This is a genomic window from Acetomicrobium sp. (assembly GCF_059026225.1).
Genome location: NZ_JBWQOQ010000008.1, coordinates 242951 through 261907, shown reverse-complemented (window position 1 = coordinate 261907; position 18957 = coordinate 242951). Strand labels below are relative to the sequence as shown.

Annotated in this window: 19 protein-coding genes; 8 read left to right on the top strand and 11 right to left on the bottom strand. The window is 42.4% G+C overall.

Annotated elements, in window-relative coordinates; genetic code table 11:
- Position 1: 1 nt before the first annotated feature.
- On the bottom strand, positions 2–1510 hold the full coding sequence (locus AC5SXE_RS11045) for a TM1802 family CRISPR-associated protein (RefSeq protein WP_310846101.1): 1509 nt from the start codon (positions 1508–1510) through the stop codon (positions 2–4).
- A 4-nt stretch (positions 1511–1514) separates the two neighbouring features.
- Positions 1515–2288 (bottom strand): CRISPR-associated endoribonuclease Cas6, encoded by a 774-nt coding sequence (cas6, locus tag AC5SXE_RS11040; protein WP_310846098.1) that lies wholly within the window; start codon positions 2286–2288, stop codon positions 1515–1517.
- 829 nt (positions 2289–3117) lie between these two features.
- Here cas6 and AC5SXE_RS11035 point away from each other — a divergent pair.
- Together AC5SXE_RS11035 and AC5SXE_RS11030 are read left to right on the top strand one after the other, a co-directional pair.
- Positions 3118–3309, top strand: a complete 192-nt coding sequence (locus AC5SXE_RS11035; RefSeq protein ID WP_303882857.1) for a rhodanese-like domain-containing protein — start codon at positions 3118–3120, stop codon at positions 3307–3309.
- 151 nt (positions 3310–3460) lie between these two features.
- Positions 3461–3604, top strand: coding sequence for a hypothetical protein (locus AC5SXE_RS11030; protein ID WP_323721174.1), 144 nt, complete (start codon positions 3461–3463; stop codon positions 3602–3604).
- A gap of 128 nt (positions 3605–3732) precedes the next feature.
- Here the strand turns inward: AC5SXE_RS11030 and guaA are convergent, their stop codons facing one another.
- Both guaA and AC5SXE_RS11020 read right to left on the bottom strand, forming a co-directional pair.
- Positions 3733–5277, bottom strand: a complete 1545-nt coding sequence (gene guaA / locus AC5SXE_RS11025) for a glutamine-hydrolyzing GMP synthase (RefSeq protein ID WP_323721173.1) — start codon at positions 5275–5277, stop codon at positions 3733–3735.
- 30 nt (positions 5278–5307) lie between these two features.
- Positions 5308–6699 (bottom strand): DegQ family serine endoprotease, encoded by a 1392-nt coding sequence (locus AC5SXE_RS11020; RefSeq protein ID WP_323721172.1) that lies wholly within the window; start codon positions 6697–6699, stop codon positions 5308–5310.
- Between the two features lie 357 nt (positions 6700–7056).
- On the opposite strand from AC5SXE_RS11020, the gene AC5SXE_RS11015 reads away from it, so the two are divergent.
- The 3 genes from AC5SXE_RS11015 (at position 7057) to AC5SXE_RS11005 (ending at position 10622) form a co-directional block, all read left to right on the top strand.
- Entirely contained in the window at positions 7057–8166 is a 1110-nt protein-coding gene (locus AC5SXE_RS11015; RefSeq protein WP_310847724.1) for a DUF362 domain-containing protein, read from the top strand.
- Between the two features lie 13 nt (positions 8167–8179).
- Entirely contained in the window at positions 8180–9547 is a 1368-nt protein-coding gene (locus AC5SXE_RS11010; RefSeq protein ID WP_493917369.1) for a tryptophanase, read from the top strand.
- Between the two features lie 208 nt (positions 9548–9755).
- Positions 9756–10622, top strand: a complete 867-nt coding sequence (locus AC5SXE_RS11005; RefSeq protein WP_310847728.1) for a MurR/RpiR family transcriptional regulator — start codon at positions 9756–9758, stop codon at positions 10620–10622.
- A gap of 82 nt (positions 10623–10704) precedes the next feature.
- On the opposite strand, the gene AC5SXE_RS11000 is transcribed toward AC5SXE_RS11005, so the two are convergent.
- The 6 genes from AC5SXE_RS11000 to AC5SXE_RS10975 all read right to left on the bottom strand — a co-directional run bounded on the left by AC5SXE_RS11000 (position 10705) and on the right by AC5SXE_RS10975 (position 16225).
- Complete coding sequence (locus AC5SXE_RS11000; RefSeq protein ID WP_303881576.1) at positions 10705–11388, bottom strand: metal-dependent hydrolase; 684 nt, start codon at positions 11386–11388, stop codon at positions 10705–10707.
- A gap of 101 nt (positions 11389–11489) precedes the next feature.
- The gene (locus AC5SXE_RS10995; RefSeq protein WP_303881575.1) at positions 11490–12446 is read right to left on the bottom strand and encodes a glycosyltransferase family 9 protein; all 957 of its coding nucleotides are present in this window, start codon (positions 12444–12446) and stop codon (positions 11490–11492) included.
- Entirely contained in the window at positions 12434–12718 is a 285-nt protein-coding gene (locus AC5SXE_RS10990) for a hypothetical protein (RefSeq protein ID WP_303881574.1), read from the bottom strand. Before AC5SXE_RS10990 ends, AC5SXE_RS10995 begins: the two co-directional genes overlap by 13 nt.
- Complete coding sequence (aspS, locus tag AC5SXE_RS10985; RefSeq protein WP_323721170.1) at positions 12715–14517, bottom strand: aspartate--tRNA ligase; 1803 nt, start codon at positions 14515–14517, stop codon at positions 12715–12717. The genes AC5SXE_RS10990 and aspS overlap by 4 nt, the downstream gene beginning before the upstream one ends.
- A 19-nt stretch (positions 14518–14536) precedes the next feature.
- On the bottom strand, positions 14537–15805 hold the full coding sequence (gene hisS / locus AC5SXE_RS10980; RefSeq protein WP_303881571.1) for a histidine--tRNA ligase: 1269 nt from the start codon (positions 15803–15805) through the stop codon (positions 14537–14539).
- 159 nt (positions 15806–15964) lie between these two features.
- Entirely contained in the window at positions 15965–16225 is a 261-nt protein-coding gene (locus tag AC5SXE_RS10975) for a stage V sporulation protein S (protein WP_009200339.1), read from the bottom strand.
- Positions 16226–16728: 503 nt separating this feature from the next.
- Between AC5SXE_RS10975 and AC5SXE_RS10970 the strand changes: the two genes are divergently transcribed.
- The 3 genes from AC5SXE_RS10970 to AC5SXE_RS10960 all read left to right on the top strand — a co-directional run bounded on the left by AC5SXE_RS10970 (position 16729) and on the right by AC5SXE_RS10960 (position 18584).
- Positions 16729–17430 carry a DUF1538 domain-containing protein gene (locus AC5SXE_RS10970; protein ID WP_303881565.1) on the top strand — a complete coding sequence of 234 codons (702 nt, stop codon included), beginning with the start codon at positions 16729–16731 and terminating at the stop codon, positions 17428–17430.
- Between the two features lie 30 nt (positions 17431–17460).
- Entirely contained in the window at positions 17461–17784 is a 324-nt protein-coding gene (locus AC5SXE_RS10965) for a P-II family nitrogen regulator (RefSeq protein ID WP_303881563.1), read from the top strand.
- A gap of 521 nt (positions 17785–18305) precedes the next feature.
- Entirely contained in the window at positions 18306–18584 is a 279-nt protein-coding gene (locus AC5SXE_RS10960; RefSeq protein ID WP_303881561.1) for a F0F1 ATP synthase subunit gamma, read from the top strand.
- A 141-nt stretch (positions 18585–18725) separates the two neighbouring features.
- Here AC5SXE_RS10960 and AC5SXE_RS10955 read toward each other — a convergent pair whose 3' ends face one another.
- Positions 18726–18929, bottom strand: coding sequence for a cold-shock protein (locus AC5SXE_RS10955; protein WP_303881560.1), 204 nt, complete (start codon positions 18927–18929; stop codon positions 18726–18728).
- Positions 18930–18957 lie beyond the last annotated feature (28 nt).

Below are 18957 nucleotides of genomic sequence, written 5' to 3'. Positions count from 1 at the left end.
CTCACCTCCCATTGTTTGCCCTATTCAAAAACTCCAATATAGCCATCATTTTTCTAAGTTCGCTGAATCCAAACCTGTTGACCCACTGAGAGTTGGAAAATAACCCCGGAAACCTTGAAACCATCAGTTGCTTTATGAAGGCTACATCCACGTCTTTACCACCCAGTAACCTACCGATGATGTTTATAATGCGATTGCGCATGATATTTTTGTCTGCATCGTCTTTTCCGGACAATACAATTAAAGTAGAATAAATCGTCCTGAACGCTTGATCCAGATCGACACCCATATCCTTAGGATTGAATACCGGATTTTTAGCTTTATTCCACAATAATACTCTGAATGTTGCATGCCATAGTTCTTCTAGATGCTTTAACCTTGATGGTGGGACGTCTTCTATCATAATATGCAATTCTTCCTTCTCGCTGTTCATACTTACGCCTATAAAGAGGAAATGATACACTAAAGCTTCGCTTTGGGCCGCAAGATAGCTAAATAACTTTTCTGTTGTTCTAAGTCCATTCTTTATGAAATTTGTTGTATTGTCAGAGATACTTTTTAAATCCTCCTTTCCAAAAATAAGTTCAGGAACCACGTATATGTTTATACTTTTGTTATCTATTACCGGAAACATGCGAGCATCGAGAAAACGACTATTTAAAACCTCCCTTCCCATGGAAAGAACAGAAATGCAGTCATCACATAGCGGAAATACCTTCTCACGGACGCCTTTTTTATCCTTAATCCCAGGAAGAAAGCTCGGTTTATCAAATGTGGAAAATTTAAAGACTTTATCTAAATTTGCACCTGATTTGGCTTTATTGTGACACAAGCTACAGATTGTGGACATTTTCCCTCCGATGTTCTGTTCTAACCTAGACCTAAAATGATCGCGAAAGATCTCCAGTTCACCGGGATATAAAAACCTGCCATTATCATTAACCCCGAAGACTAAAATGTAAGACCTTTTCTTGTCTCTCCACAACTCAGTGATCCTGTCAACATTTTCAACGAGCTTTGACATTATTAAGTCAGCACTCTCTTTTGAAAAGACCCCGACATCCTCTAGAGGTTTTAAGACTTTCTTATAGAGTTTAAAATACCGCGAATCGCTGTCCTCCTTCCACATTCCATTTTGCCCGAGTAAAGCGCTAGTTGGGTTTGAGGTTGCCTTGCCTAATTTGTAAACCAGGGAGTAACTCCATTGAGTATTGGTGCCAGGTGGTTTTTTATAAAGGAATTTACGCTTTGTTTCATTGACTTTGTCTGGATCATTGCTGTTTATGTAATCTTTTGAATCTATCTTCTCTATGCCAGTAACTTCTAGGCATTTGGTATCCTTATCCCTTACGTTCAGCCATATCCTTATCTCCCTGCCCTGTCTTTGTTCATCTTCTACTATCGGCATAGGAAGTTGCAAGAAATTATCAATATCAGAAAAGTAAGATTGATCGTCTTTCGACCCCGACTCCATTTTGCCAAGCTCGTACAGAGCGTTCAGAAATCCCATGCTTTCACCTCCCCTCTTGTTTGTTTGACACAAGCTCTATACATCCAAATCCGGCGCTGTTTTTAGCACCAAGTCCAGCATCTAGGGCAATCTGAAGCAAAGACTTAGGACCACAAAGCTTAAACCTACCGCTCCACCCCTTTATAGGGCGATTATCGTCAGGACTGAAAAACCTGATATCTTCTTTTGGTCTGCCGATACTTTCAACTTTTACTGCACCTTCCGGAACCTCTTTCTGGGGAGCTATTAGTTGAAACTTCTTTACCAAATTAGCGTAAATTTGCCCGCCAAATTCTTTCTCCTTAGGAGAATAATAGTAGGTAAAATCACTGTTATCGTATTTTTTCAATGTAGAATAACAGACAATGGGGGAAAGCGTACGAAATTCGATCTCTTCTCCTTCTGCACGAGGATGCTCTGCCTTTACCTCCTTACACGAAAGCAAGTTATTGCCTAACCTGATTTCACCCATTGATAAGGCGTTAGTGGCGAGTTGTTCCAAGATCGCATTAACCGGAGACGTAATCACTAACCTTACAGGCGGTTGAAATAATACGAAGTCATCTCTTAACTCAATAGGGCCATTACCATAAAGCTTTGAAAAGCTGAATAATCTAAAATGACGCTTTCCTTCATAAACAAATCCTTCCGTATGAAGAAAACGAGCATATTCTGAATCAAGGAGATTATAAACCAAGGCCTGAAGTAAATGTTGATTCTTTCTTCCCAAGACTAATTTATTGCTTGAATTAACCTTAAAAACGAAATTTAACTTCATATAATACATCACATCCTACTTACTTAACTTTAGATGTTATATTATTATGAATTATATTATCACTAGCATAATTAAAAGGCGTCTTATATATACAGAATAACCTTTAAATTTACTGAAAACCACCTCCTATTAATCCCTTTGGAAAATACACACAAGAAGAAAACATGATTACGATTTATATTTCCTCTTTGTCATTTCAGGTTCTTATACTATAGAGCATAATCTGTGGGTTTTTAGCGCTTACTACTATGCTTATTGATGGGGAGGCAGAGGCAAATTTTTCGACGAATAAATCTGAAGATTTTTATAAGCTATGACAATTTATTAAACTATACTAAATTGCTATTGTAAGGTCAAGCAAAAATGGCTATTTTTTAATTAGGATTAATGATTACTAAAGTCCATTTACTAATTTGTCATTCTTCCACAATTAGTAGTTTAATGAAGAGTATCTCCAGCTTTCATGTTTGGAATAGCCAGGCACATCGAACGCTCCGCAGTTTCTGCAAGGGTCTTTTCTTTCGCCAACTTTAAACCAAAATTAACCATAAGGTTATTTGGCATGACAGGATCAAACGAGCGATCCAAAGTATGACACTGATATTTTCGTTTTTGAGCTTTTTAAGCAAACTCTACCGATTTCCCAATCATGCCACCAGTGTACCTAGGCACTTAAAATAAAGATGCAAGATCATACTCAATATTCCGTGAGTCTTAGATCTTCCGTGCCCGCCGAAACCATGCCAAGAAGGTGTAGCTAACATAGTTTCAACTTGATATAATTTAGATGCGTCAAACATGTAGACCAAAAGGAGGGTTAGCTTAAACAATGGCAGAAAAGATCAGCCCGCAAGAGGCAAGGCAAGAAGTGCAATCGGGAAAGGCGTTGTTAGTTTGCGCATACGAGGATGAAGAGCGTTACAAAAAGGTACGCCTTGAGGGTGCTATATCCTTGAAGGAATTCCGCAATAAGGAGCAAGATTTAAGCAAAGATCAAGAGATCATATTTTACTGCGCCTGACATAACGATGCTACGTCTGCCCGTGCGGCAGAATCTTTCGAAGCTCAAGGCTTTTCGAACATAAAAGTTTTGGCAGGTGGTGTAAACGCCTGGATCAATGCCGGTTATCCGCTCCATGAAATGTAAAATTGAGCGGAAGGAGGGGATATTAATGTCCGAAGAAAAAAGGCCGGATATTACCAATAACAAGGACAAAAAGAAAAAACTTACTGACGAAGAAAAAGAAAAACTTATGAAAGAGATGTTCGAGCAGGTAGATAGATGTGAAGGCTGTCCCAGCTGCTGTCATGAATAACATACAAGCTATAAATTAAAGAGGGAGGAAATCCATCCTCCCTCTTTAATTCTTATTTTTCAGATTATTGCGCCTCGCCACAAGTTTACCGCAGCTGCTGGATCGGACAAAGAACAGTAAAGCTGCTTTTACTCCCACTCTATCGTCGCGGGTGGCTTGCTAGTCACGTCCAAAACCACCCTGCTGATGTCTGTAACTTCATTGCATATGCGATGCGCAATTTTGTCAAGCAATTCACGGCTCAGGTAAACCCAATCGGCCGTCATACCGTCTGAAGACTCGACTGCGCGAAGCGCTATGGTATACCCATAAGTGCGCTCATCTTCTATCACGCCAACACTTCTAACGGGGAGAAGGACACAGAAAGCCTGCCATACTTTGTCGTAAAACCCGGATGAATCCAATTCATCCATAAATATAGCATCAGCTTGTCTGAGCAATTCCAGTTTTTCCGGCGTCACCTCGCCTAAGCATCTAACAGAAAGTCCCGGACCGGGAAAGGGGTGCCGACGCAATATCGAATGTGGGATCCCCAAAATAGCACCTATAGCCCGGACTTCGTCTTTAAAAAGATCTTTTAACGGTTCCAGCAGCTGTAATTTCATTTCTTCGGGCAATCCACCCACGTTATGATGGGTCTTTATAATAGATGCCCCCCTGCTTTCTTGTCCGCTTTCAATTACATCTGGATAAAGTGTGCCTTGGAGCAACCATTTTGCGTCGCCCACCTTTTCGGCCTCCCGCTCAAAGACGTCTATGAACGTTTTGCCCACCGCTTTCCGCTTCTCTTCGGGATCTGTAATCCCCTTTAAAGCCTGGAGAAATTCATTTGAAGCATCGACGTAGCGAACGTCTAGGTTCAATTTTTGGCGATAGACGGAAAGAACGTTTTCAGCTTCGTTAAGGCGCAAAAGGCCATTATCCACGAAGACACAATGAAGTTTATCCCCTATCGCCTTTCTAGTGAGCACAGCAGCCACAGTAGAATCGACTCCACCGGATAATGCGCAAATTACCTTGTCGTTTCCGACTATTTGTGCAACTTCTTTTATCTTCTCCTCCACCCAGTCCTCCAGATTCCAAGAAGGTTCGCAGCTGCATATGTCAAATAAGAAGTTCCTTAAAATTTCAAGACCATGTTCGGTGTGAGCTACCTCGGGATGAAATTGAAGGCCCCAAATCCGATCATCAAGAGTGGCCATCGCGGCTATGGACCCATCTTCACTTTTCGCTAAGGATCGCACGTTAGGTGGAAGCTGGGCGACAGAATACCCACGGCTCATCCAGGCGCAAAAACGCTTAGGTAGCCCCTTAAAAAGCTTGGCATTCTCGTCCTCGATCTCCACTTGAATACGTCTATATTCGGCTGACCCAGTTTTGGCTATTTTGCCACCCAAGATATGGCACAACAATTGCATCCCATAGCATATACCAAGAATGGGAATGCCAATTTCTAAGATCTCGCTTGATACCGTAGGGGCTTCTGAAAGTGGCACATTTCTTGAACTTCCCGAAATAACAATTCCCTTCGGGCTTTTTGAGCGTATCTCTTCTACAGAAGCATCCCAAGGAAGAATCTCGCTATATACGCGAAGTTCCCTAATTCTTCTTGCTATGAGCTGTGTATACTGAGAGCCGCAATCTAAGATAATTATGACGTCCTTGGCTTTCAAAGATTACACCTCCAAGTCATGCTCAAAAACTTATATCCGCAGGGAGACAAAAAAGGTCCGCCCATCGCGCCAGACCAGAAGGACAACCACTTCCGCACTTTGGCTTAAAGCGCGTTTTAAATCTTCTGCACTATTAACGGGCACACCATTCACTTCAAGGATTAAATCGCCCTCCCGAAGACCCACTTTATGAGCAGCAGAACCCACCTTTACCTCGGTAACCACAAGGCCTTGATCTTTTTGGATTCCAAATCTTTCTTTTAATGTAGGAGTAATAGGGGAAACTTCAATGCCCAGAGTATCTAAATCCGACGACTTTACATTGGAGGTCTCTGTTTGTCCGGGGATTTCTTCTAAAGTAACAGTGACGGTTTTGCTGCCACTCCGATTTACAACTTCTATTTTTAACTTGTCTCCAACCATATGTTTTCGCACTTGAAATACCAAATCTTGCGGATCTTTAATCTGAATGCCATCGATTTTAGTTATGACGTCTCCTCGTTTTATGCCAGCCTTTTCTGCGGGAGAATTGGGCATCACATCTGCAACTACCGCTCCTTCTTTGATCTTCAAATTGTAAGCTTGTATGAAATCCCTTGTAAGCGGTTGAACATAAACGCCAAGCCACCCTCTGCGCACTTTGCCATATGTCAACAGATCATCTATAACATTTTTAGCCATGTTAACTGGTATGGCGAAACCTATTCCTTGTGCGTAAGGTATGATAGCCGTATTAATTCCCACCACCTTGCCATCCAAGTCCAATAGCGGGCCGCCGCTGTTGCCCGGGTTTATGGCCGCATCGGTTTGCAAAAAACCGTCAAAGCTGAGATTCCCGGCGCGAACGGAACGATTCTTAGCCGAGATGACGCCAACAGTTACCGTATGTTCTAGGCCGAATGGATTTCCTATAGCAACGACCCATTCGCCAACTTGGACTGCATCAGAATCACCCATAGAAAGCACAGGCAGGTTGGTTGCAGTAACCTTTATCACCGCTAGATCGAAGGTCGGATCTTTCCCTACAATCTTCGCGTCAAGCTGTCTGCCATCGGCCAAGGTGACGATAATTTTATCAGCACTCTCTACAACGTGATTGTTAGTTAATATATAACCATCCTTGGAAACGATAAACCCCGAACCCTTGCCCCTCATTGGAATAACTTGAGTAAATCGTCGCCACTCTTCTCCGAAAAATTGCCTAAAAAGGGGGTCATCGATAAAGGGAATTAGAGGTTGTTGCACTAACGTTTCAGTGTCAATGTTAACCACCGCAGGAGACGCGTCCTGGGCTATTTTGGCTATGGGATTCCCAGTAACGGGATCGCTAGGTTTTGCCAGCGTTTCAAGCGGCATACTGATAATAACTATCCCTGCTAAAAGCAACATTAACACTTTGGAATATCTTTTAAACAACTTCACCACCTCCGAAATCTTCGACACCTAAGAAAGCATATATATCCTCAAGGGATACACACATCGTGAATTATACCTAAGACATTCATCGGTACTGCGCAGACGCCTTCTTCCAAAATTCTACCATGACGAGGACATGGCTACATCCAAAAAAAGAAAAAATCTACGACTACGGATTTAAATTGTATGATAAAAGCCATAACTTGATATAATTTAATTGTCTAACGATTGCGGCTGGTGTTATAAATTTTTAACTTTGTCAACCCATCTCAGATATAACAGTAGCTCAAGGAGTGAAATAATGACCAACAATAGCGAATATACTTGGTGTTGGCTCTAAAAGCCTAACTCTAGGGTGAAATCATGAACAAACTTGTAATAAACTACGGTATAAATCCTAAAGAAATGACAAAAGAAGCCTTAGAAGCTTTGTTGGATCCACGTCAAGTTAGGGGCAAAACCAAAATTGGGATAAAACCGAACTTGATAAAGGATGTCCCTTCAGAATCCGGAGCAACTACCTCGCCTGAAATAGTTGCTGGCATAATAGAATACCTCCTAGATTATGGTTGTAAAAATATAGTGGTGCTAGAAAGCAGTTCCATTGGGCACGATACCGATCGCGCTTTTTACGCCTGTGGATATAAGGACTTGGAATCAAAATATGCTGTTAAGTTATTAAATCTTAAAGACGATAAAGTTACTGAAGTAAGGGCTGCCGGCATAAAATTGACGATATGCAAAAGCGTTCTCGATCTGGATTATCTTATAAACGTACCTGTGCTTAAGGCTCATTGCCAGACCAAATTAACCTGTGCCCTTAAAAACTTAAAGGGCTGCATCCCCGACAGCGAGAAAAGACGTTTTCACTCCCAAGGGCTTCACCGCCCTATAGCTGCTTTAAACGTAGCTATAAAGACGGACTTAGTGGTAGTTGACGGCATGTGCGGCGATCTTACTTTTGAAGAAGGCGGCAACCCAGTGCCAATGAACCGCATTATGGTAGGCTATGATCCTGTGCTCATCGATGCCTATGGCGCTGAACTTATCGGTTTAAATCCTCACTCAATCAAATACATAACTTTGGCTGAGGAATATGGAGTCGGGTCAACGGATGTGGATAAGGCAGAAATAATAGAACTGGGACACCGCCAGGCAGGACAACCAATTTTAGCCTCCCCTTTGGCCCACCGGCTATCTAGTTACATTGACGCGCGATCCGCTTGCTCTGTTTGTTATGGCAGCCTCATTCACGCCCTTGCCAGGTTGCAGGATGAAGGTCTTTTAAAAGCCCTCTCCAAGAAAAATCTAAAAATTAAGATTGGCCAAGGATTTCGAAACAAAAAAGAAGAAGGGATTGGCGTCGGAAATTGCACTGCCGGCATAAGGCATAACTTGCCTGGGTGCCCGCCAAAAGCAAAAGATATCGTCGAGTACATTAGAAATGAACTTTGCAAAATAAATATAAATTGAGGAGGTAAACAAAATGCGCTTGCCAGAGCCATACAGAATTAAGGTTGTGGAACCCATTCGTTTGCTACCCAGAGAGGAAAGGGAAAAAAGACTCGAAGCAGCTGGATTAAATGTGTTTGCCCTGAAAGCAGAAGACGTGTTCATCGATCTTCTCACTGACAGCGGTACAAATGCCATGAGCGACAATCAATGGTCTGGAATCATGATTGGTGATGAGTCCTACGCCGGTTCCAGAAGCTTTTATCACCTTGAAGCAGCAGTCAAGGAAGTATTCGAATATAACTACGTCGTGCCAACTCATCAGGGTCGCGGCGCGGAAAACACACTTTTTAGCATACTGATAAAACCGGGCCAATACGTAATGGGCAACATGCATTTCGATACCACTGAAGCTCATATCCGTTTAAAGAAAGGAATACCAGTAAATCTCGTTGTGGACGATGCCTTCGATACCTCAAAATATCATCCCTTCAAGGGAAATGTTGACCTTGGCAAACTTGAGCGTTTCATTGCAGAAAAGAAACCGGAAAATATAGCATTCATGCTCATCACGATCACTTGTAATAGTGCTGGTGGGCAACCTGTATCCATGGAAAACACCCGAGAGGTTTCAAGGATATGCAGAAAGAACAATATCCCGGTTTACATCGACGCGGCCCGTTTTGCTGAAAACGCATATTTTATCAAAGCTCGCGAGAAGGACTACGCCGACAAGACAATTGCAGAAATCGTTAAAGAGATGTTCAGCTACGCCGATGGGTTCACAATGAGCGCAAAAAAAGACGCCTTAGTAAACATCGGAGGCATGATAGGAATTAAAGATGACGAAAGCCTTTATAACCGTGCAAGGGAAGTGAACATTACTTACGAAGGCTTCCCAACATATGGCGGACTGGCAGGACGAGATCTGGAAGCTGTAGCCAGAGGGTTAAAAGAAGTTTTAGATGTGGATTATTTAAGGGCTAGGATCGGTCAAGTGGAATACTTAGGTAAGCTACTCTCAGACGCAGGTATACCAATTCAAACCCCGGTGGGAGGACATGCTGTTTTCGTCGACGCAGGCAAATTTCTCCCCCACATAGAGGCCGAGGAATTTCCGGGAGAAGCTTTGGCAGTAGAGCTTTACCTCGAATCCGGCGTACGAGCTGTAGAGGTAGGCACTTGCATGATGGGAAGGGACGCTGAGGGGAAAAACATAATAGCACCCATGGAACTCTTGAGGCTAACCATCCCCAGAAGGGTCTATACGGATAACCATATGGGCTATGTAGCAAAGTCACTGATAGACATCTATGGCAAGCGTGAAACTGTTCGGGGGTTAAAATTTACCTATGAACCTCCAATACTCAGGCACTTTTTAGCCAGATTCGAGCGGGTTTAGACTATTTAAGCAATGCTCAATTAATGACGCCGATGAACGAGATGACACTACATGCTGTTTCTTAGCGAAAAGTCCATCGCGGAAAGATAGTACGCGATGGACTTTTAACTTTGCCAAAAGGATCGTTGACATATATTCAATTAACTTGTAAACTTTTTTTGTTAATTTTAAACAAAAATATCTTATTTATCAGGAAAGGTGACAAGGGATGACTAAAGAAGAGCTTGAATCGCTTTTACGAGACAAGATACCTGCATTACCCAAAAAAGCTAGAAAAGTAGCTGAATATTTATTGTCTAACATGAGAGAAGCAGCCTTTCGCTCCATTGGGGAAGTAGCCAACGAATTAAACGTATCGAAAGCTCAGCTAGTTCGAGTTTCCAGGATACTAGGTTTTAAAGGATATGCCGATTTAAAATCAGCTCTTCAAAAGGTCATTTTAGAACAGATAGATCCCGTTACAATGCTGGTCAAGGCAAAGGAGCGCGGTGAAGGCCTGGCACCAAGTATTTTAGAGGCGGAACACGCAAATTTGGATAGTACGTGGAGAATGGCTGACAAAGAAAAAATTGACGCCTTTGTCGAACTGGTCAAAGAAGCAAATAACATCTACTGCATGGGCTGGGGAATTTCTTCTCTCGTTGCGGAAACTTTTTACATGCGCTTCAGGGTAATGGGCCTTCCGGGACATATGATTAAACGAGGATCATTAGCCATGATGGAGCAAGTGCGGGGCGTAAAACAGGGCGATATGGTCATAGTTTGCGAACTGCCGAGTTATGTTGTAGAGGTTACAGAAGCAGTTACAAAATGCGCCTCACAGAAAGCAAAGATCATGACAATTACTGACACCGCAGCCGCTCCTGTTTGCTCCGTGGCAACACTTCAGTTTTACGTCAGCGCTCTAAGTCCAACTTTCGGAAGCAGCATCATAGGGCCCTTATTTTTGGCACATCTTTTAACTTCCATACTTTCCGTGGAGCTTGGAGAGGCTGCTCGAAGCGCTCTCGAAGAACAACTAAAGTTCCTGCACGACGAAAGGATCTTTCACCCTGTATTTGGCCTTAGATATTAAAACTGGGATGCAACTATTAAAAGCCATTCAACTTCAAGAGTTACTGATTGCAAGCCTCTCCTCCCTACTTAGCCTTAAAACATTAAATCTCGTAGCTTTGTCCGATCTCTAAAATTATTACCTCGGCCAGGGAGCCTACTTTCGATTGAAACTCATGGGGGTCTGCCTTTATTACAGGGAAGGTATCGTAGTGCATTGGAATTACCTTCTTTGGCTTTATGAATTCTACCGCTCTTACGGCGTCGTCAATGTCCATTACGTAGTTTCCGCCTATGGGCAACATGGCAAGATCTACTTGTTCTTGCTCGAGCAGCTTCATTTCCATGGTAAGACCCGTGTCGCCAGCATGATACAACTTTTTGCCTTCCACCTCAATTAAAAACCCGCATGGCGTTCCGCCGCACAACGTCTGATCTCCTTCGGTAATGCCAGAGCCATGCCATGCCGGAGTAAGCTTAACTCTCCCAAAGGGGAAAGCGTATCTGCCGCCCACATGCATGCTATGACATTTAAGGCCCTTTGACGTCAAATAGGCGGAGATCTCGGCATTAGCTATTACCGTTGCGTTAGTATTTTTAGCTATTTGAAGGGTGTCACCCAAGTGATCGTCATGCCCATGGGTAATAAAGATATAATCTAGTTCTTTCACATCCGATGGTTTCCATGCACTAGAAGGATTGCCTGACAAAAAAGGATCAATCAGGGCTTTAATTCCTTTTCCCTCAATGTAAAAGGCCGCATGCCCAAGATATGTCACCTTAGCCATCTATCATCGCCTCCCTCTCGTAAAAAATCTTATAAATCTTTGGAAAACCTAAAAAAGCCCAGGTAAGGCCACATTTATATTATACTCAACTCAACAAACACCTACACTAGCCGATTGAACCTTGTCCAACTGCTGGGATACTTGTTTATCTTTTTAAACATATCATTTAACAGTGAAGTCCCGGGATGACCTTTTATATGGCCGCTTCTAATAGCCCTAAGATATCTTCGTGTGGCGTCAAATACGCGATCCACAGAGTGCGTCATCTTGCCACCACGCTCCCACAACCAAAACCCCACGCCCCATTTTGGGATCTCTTCTGGTGAAGTGGGGCCGAAAAGGCCAATTACAGGTACTCCTCCACCAAGCGCTATATGCAACCCAAGCGTATCTACGCTTATAAGCAAATCGAGGTTGTATATCCAATCAACATAACTTTGCATGTCTCCGCCTGGCTGCCATGTCACCTTGCAGCCCAATGCATTCAACTTCTTGGACAAGCCCCACCAGCGCTCCATAGGCCAACCTTTTTGTGGCCATTTAATACCCACTCTTGGATTCAATCCAACTAAGGGCGTCTTGCGAGTTTCACCCACTTGTACGCGGAGATAAGACCAATAAGGCTCACCCCTCCAAGTCATGCCGCACAACTTATAAAGCCAATGCGGATGCGAATACCTGCTACTGCCTTGGCCAGAGGAAATGACATCTTCCAATTCCGGAAATCTAGGCACGGTTCGCCAACAATGACCATCTAAATAAAAACCCCTAGTCTTTGTCTCCCATTTTTTCGGAATGGCAACTTCCGTTCTTTCAAGATAAAATACCTCATCCGGCTCTTCAACCTCGTCGAACGAGTCCACAAAGCGCAAGTTTTGCCTCGGTGGAAAAAGTGCTCGTAATTTTTTAGGAACACCATACCAATATACTTCATTATCACGAGGCAATAAACGAGATAGCAACACGCCACTTCTAAACACCTCACCATCAGAGATGCCCTCCAAGTGAGAGTCCCGCAGCAATTCCGTATCGCCAGTCTTGACAATTAGGTAGCGCATTTTGCTTTCACCTTTATCCGCGACGAACTATAATGTCCCGATTCATCGTACTCAATTCCCAAAAGTTGCATTGTAAGATCGTAATTTGATATATTTGCTTGTATTAAATTATCCTTGTTTTTTTCGTACCAAGCTTGCATGAATTTCGACTCCTTCCATCCTTCGACGAATAAAAAACCATTCAGCGCAACGTCCCCTTCGAGATCATATAACCAATCCTCACGCGTCTGTTCAACAACCAGGCCACGTCCCTTCAGATGCTTTAATGTCAACTTTGCTCCTCCTCGTCCTCTGTTGCTATTACCTTAATGTGTAGTTCCTCCAACTGACTTTCGTCGACGTATGAAGGAGCACCTGAAAGCAAACACTGCGCCTTTTGGGTCTTGGGAAAAGCTATGACATCACGAATTGATTTAACTCCGGCTAGCAGCATCACCAGCCTGTCGAACCCAAGAGCTATCCCCCCATGGGGAGGCGTCCCGTAAGAAAGCGCTGTAAGCAAAAACCCGAAACGATCCAAAGCTTCCTCTTTGTTTAAACCCAGGACTTTAAACACACTTTCCTGCACTTTGGGATCGTGAATTCTAATGGAGCCTCCTCCTATCTCGTTCCCATTTAATACTATATCATAAGCGCGGGCCCTCACATTCCAGGGGTCGCTTTCAAGTAAATGCAAGTCTTCGTTTTTGGGCGAAGTAAAGGGATGATGAACAGAAACATAACGGTTTTCCGCTTCGCTCCACTCAAATAAAGGAAAATCCACTACCCACAAAAAGGCCAGCTTATCTTTATCGACAAGATCATGTTTTCTTGCAACTTCCAATCTGAGTTGACCCATGACCTCGCACACTTTGCTTTTGTCCTCGTCAGCCATGACAAAAAGGGCTTCTCCTTGAGATAATTTTGATCGATCTATTAATAACCTTGTGCCCTCTTCATCTAAAAACTTGACTATAGAACCTTTTAACTTATCACCCCACTGAAAACAGGCCAAACCTTTAGCTCCAAGCTCTTTGGCCATAGCTTCAACAGTACTCACTTCCTGCCTGGATAAAGATGCACCATCGGGTAATACAAATCCCTTAATAGCTCCATTTTTTCCTACTTCAAAGGCTCTAATTCCCCTGCCATCGAAGACGTCTTTTAAGTCAACAAGCTCAAAGGGTATCCTTAAATCTGGCTTATCGGAACCGAAGCGTTCCATTGCATCGGCGTAAGATAAACGCATAAAGGGCGTCTGAATCTGCACTCCTAACGTCTCGCTAAAGAGCCCTTTCATGTAAGCTTCAATGAGGCTAAAGATGTCTTCTTCGGTTGCAAAGCTCATCTCCACGTCAATCTGAGTAAACTCCGGCTGTCTATCGGCCCTCAAGTCTTCATCCCTAAAACATTTGACTATCTGAAAATATTTATCCAAGCCTGATATCATCAAAATTTGCTTAAAAATTTGCGGCGACTGAGGAAGGGCATAAAACTTGCCGGGGTTCACCCTGCTTGGAACCAAGTAGTCCCTTGCACCTTCGGGTGTTGACTTTGTCAACATAGGAGTCTCTACCTCAACAAAACCCTCCCCATCAAAAAATACTCTTGTGTATTGTGCCGCCTTGCTCCTTAGGCGTAAATTTCCTTGCATGGCCTTACGCCTTAAATCCAAATATCTATATTTAAGCCTGATATTTTCATCAACCGCATCAGCCTCATTTGGATCGAAAGGAGGAAGCGCCGAAGGAGACAGTACTAATAAATCTTTAGCGATGACCTCGAAGTTTCCAGTCGCCAAGGAAGGATTTTCAGTACCGGCTGGTCTTCTTTTAACCGTACCTTTTATCGCCACTACATATTCGCTTCTAAGCTGTTTTGCCCTTTCGTGTAGAGACACATCGGTTTCAGGATTGATAACCACCTGAACTAAACCTGTATGATCCCAGATTTCAAGGAATATAATGCCCCCTAGGTCCCTCCTTTTTCGTACCCATCCGTTAATTACAATCGTCTTATCCTCATCGTCTTGGTTCACCCTACCGCAATAAACCGTTCTTTTCCAATTTTCGTCAAAAAAAGCGCCAGACAATTCGTTTCGCCTCCAAAGTTTAACGTACAATATACTGCTTTATATGATTCATTAAAGAATTTTGATGAACTTCCTCTTGAAGCCCGCTGGCGAGATCTTTTACGGTAACCACGCCTTTTTGTATCTCGGCACTACCTAATATGCATGCTAGCTTTGCCTTTTTGTTTGAAGCCATTTTAAGTTGTGAGCTAAGTGATTTGCCAGAATAATCCATATCGGCGCTTACTTTATCGCGCCTGATGTCGTAAAGCAATTTCAAGCCCGCTTTTCTTGCTGAGTCATCTGCTATTGCGACAAATACATCAATGCCTGGTTTTCGGCCAAAATCGCACCCTTGGCCCTCCATCGTCAAAACAATCCGCTCAATACCAGCAGCGAAACCCACTCCCGGCACATGATGACCACCTATAGCCTCAGCCAAATTATCGTACCTTCCACCGCCACATACTGCATTTTGAGCCCCAAGTTCGCCCGAAAGAACCTCAAAGGCAGTCTTTGTATAGTAATCTAAACCACGCACAAGATTTTTGTCCTCTTTATAAGAAATGCCAAGCAGTGACATGCCTTCTTTCACTTTTTGAAAGTGTTCACTACATTCGTCGCACAAATAACCGACCATGCCTGGAGATTCCTTCATTATCTCACGGCAGTGTTCATTTTTGCAGTCCAGTATCCGCAAGGGATTTCTCTCAAACCTGTTTTGACATGTTTTACATAATTCGTCATAGTTGGATCCGACATATTCTTTTAAAGCTTCTCGATAAACAGGCCTGCAGGCTGGGCAGCCTACAGAATTCACCACTACCTCGAGATTAGAAAGCCCGAGAGTGTCGAACAAATAAACCGCAAAAGTTACTATTTCCAAATCCACCTCAGGAGCCCCAGAACCAAGGGCCTCAACATCAAGCTGCCAAAACTGGCGATATCTGCCCTTCTGTGGACGCTCATACCGAAACATAGGCCCAACGCTCCATAGCTTCACAGGTTGCACTCTTTTTGACATTCCATGCTCCAGATAACACCTTACCATGGAAGCTGTAAGTTCCGGTCGTAGCGTCAAGCTCCTGCCCGAACGATCCTTGAAAGTATACATTTCTTTTTCTACGACGTCTGTTGAATCTCCTATACCTCTTGAAAATAATTCTGTATGCTCAAAAATGGGTAAATGCACTTCATCATATCCGAAAGCATCGGCCACTTTTCTCGCAGTTTCAACTACATAAGCCCATTTCCACGATTCATCGGGAAGTACGTCCCTTACTCCTCTAGGTGCTTTGATGATGTCCATGATTTATCGACGCCTCCTATTTCTTTGCAATCAGTAATTTATAATGATAGCAAAAATTATGATATCAAAAGATTCGCATAGTAAAAAGCGCGGCTCCTCCTATTGCCGCGCTTTCAGTACTTCTACGTCGGGGATTTGCCTATCAACATCTACGAAGGATTATCTTGATTCCAGCTGAAACTTAATTGCCGTCCTTTCCTCACCATCTATACTAATTTTAGCGAAAGCAGGAATGCAAATTAGATCAATGCCATTAGGAGCCACGTAGCCCCGTGCAATCGCTATCGCCTTAACGGCCTGATTTACCGCCCCTGCACCTACTGCTTGCACCTCCACTGCACCCTTCTCTCGCATAACTGCAGCTATAGCTCCTGCGACAGATTTTGGCTGAGAGTTTGCCGAGACCTTGAGAACTTCCATTGCATTCGACCTCCCTGTAAATTAGGCTCTTCATTCATCGTGTATATATCCCCGACTTTACATCGCATTGCCTATCATAGTATACCTATATCTCCCGAAAATTTGCAAGCTAAACTATCCTGAAAAATCAATAAATTGCAAGAATTGTTAGTCTTTTTTCTTACGCTTTCAGCTTACCTTTCTCGACTGAAGAACCTTCAGGCCTTCCTTTTTACTTTAAAACCCTTTAGAAAATAAATCTCACCACAAATGTATGAGCAATGGTAAGATAACAATGAGGGCGACCGAATGGTGGCGATTTGTGTATATGTAAAAATGGACAAACGATAAGTCTCAAACCAGAATAGGGCTTTTCATGCCGTTTTTAAAGAAACTTACATTACTCGTATAATTATCAAGCTTAAACCTATAAACATCGCTTTAGGAACGCATTGAAGGCAAGTTTTTGTTCGGTTCCACCTCTTTCGCAAATGCTATTTGAGATACAGGGAGGTTGCCACATCATGAGAGCGTTAACAATTCTAAAAGACCTATGGGAAACTATTGGAAGCGTACTTCCTTTGGCAATTATACTTGTACTTTTTCAACTAATTATACTAAAAAAACCAATTAAAAATATCAAAGAATTTATATTAGGGATTCTTCTCTGTATATTCGGTCTACATTTCTTCTTAAAGGGCGTTTTCTTGAGTCTCCATCCCTTAGCTAATTCGGTAGGAGAAAGCATTGTTGTATTAAATAATAAGTGGTTAATAGTTGTAGCAGCATTTGCCATCGGATATTTGGGAACTCTCGTCGAACCAGCTTTAAAGGCATTAGCCTTAGAGGTTGAAGAGGTATCTGTTGGAGCCATACCTCGCAAAACCTTGATTCATGCCGTTGCCATTGGGTTTGGCAGCGGAATGGGCATTGGCGTGTATAAAATCTTAAACAATATACCTTTTTCGAAAATCGCGACATTTTTACTCTTATTGATTGTCATACTGATTCTCTTCACTCCAGAGGAATTCGTATCTATAGCTATGGACTCCGCTAGCGCAACTACCGGCCCCGTTAACATCCCCATCAACATGGCCATAGCAATTGGCTTAGCAAAGGTGCTTGAAAATGTTGATCCATTGACATATGGTTTTGGCATTATTGGACTCACTTCAATCGGTGCTGTAATATCAGTACTTGCGCTAGGAATACTAACGAAAATATAAATCCATAAGCAAGCAAGGAGAGATAATGCCATGGAAGTTAAATGTATCGTCGCCATAGTTGAAAGAGGAAAAGCTGACAAAATAGTTGAAAAGGCAAAAGAAGCGGGTGCGAAAGGAGCCACCATCATCTACGGGAGAGGTACAGGACAATCAGAAGCGTTGAAATTTTTTAATTTACGCATAGAGGCATCCAAAGAAATAATTTTGATTCTTAGTGACATAAACGAATACAAGTCTATATACGAAGCTGTTGTGAAAGAAGGCAGACTTCACGAGCCCGGTACGGGCATCATATTCACTTTCTTAGTATCTGAATTAACTGGATTACATCATAGGGAACGTATAAAAAATTGAAGCAGATAGCCTAAACCATAGCCACTTAAAAAGATGGTGGCTAGTGCTATTTTTTATGCATTTTAAGACCGAATTCGATATTTTAAGGATTTTATAAGCGTTTCTCAAAGACCTTACATCTTAAAACAGTTCTTAAAAGCAGCAAACAAGAAAGCTAATGGAGATTTCTGAAGCGGGTTTTCAGTCACAGGGTCACGCATGAGAAATGCACTATAAGTAACCTCGAATTGAAAATGATCTTCCTAAAGTTGCTATAACCCACGATCACCTGACGATTAATCAAATAAATCTTATAAGATTAGACCCTGGTAAATATGGCACAATTAAACGCTTCTATATTTATAAGTATTTCCCTCCAAACCTTGCCTTTAGACTTAACCCAATGCAATATCTCGGCTTAAACATATAAATCTAACCGAGATATTAAAAATCAAGCATGTATGACAAAAACAATTATGGATTTTAGTAATCATTGATAGTATAATGAATCCTAAGTCTAGAATAAAAGGAGGGAAATTAAATTGTCGGAAAACAAGGCTAAACGGAGGAGAAGGAGAAGTACCATAGAAGAAATGATTATCAAAACACAAGAAAAACTGGAAAGAACCAAGAAAAGATTTATCAATAAGCATACCGATGAGATCGTTAATATGTTTACTCAAATTGTGGAAACTGCCCGATTGGATACCTTCGATGTCTTGAACGATTATATAAAGATAACCAACGAGGATGATCGCAGAAAGTTCGTTAACGATCTAATTGCCAACGCAGCCCGTAATATAGACGTGAATACCCAATAGCAAAGAACATGCTACAAAATAAAATATAGAAGGGTATAATCAACGCTAATTTCTTGTTTATAAATACAATGCACAAAATTTTAAGGGGCGCTTCTTGCGAAACGCCCCTTCGATAGGCTATTGAAGTGTCACTCTTAAAAGTTATAGAGCCGTTACTTCAGATGCCTGTGGCCCTTTGTTTCCCTGAACTATCTCGAAAGAAACTCTTTGACCTTCAGCCAACGTCTTAAAACCATCTTGCTGTATAGCGCTGTAATGAACAAAGACGTCGTTGCCGCTGTCTGCAGTGATGAAACCATATCCCTTAGACTCGTTAAACCATTTGACTGTTCCTTCTGTTCTCACTAATGTTGCCTCCTAAATACTTGTTCTA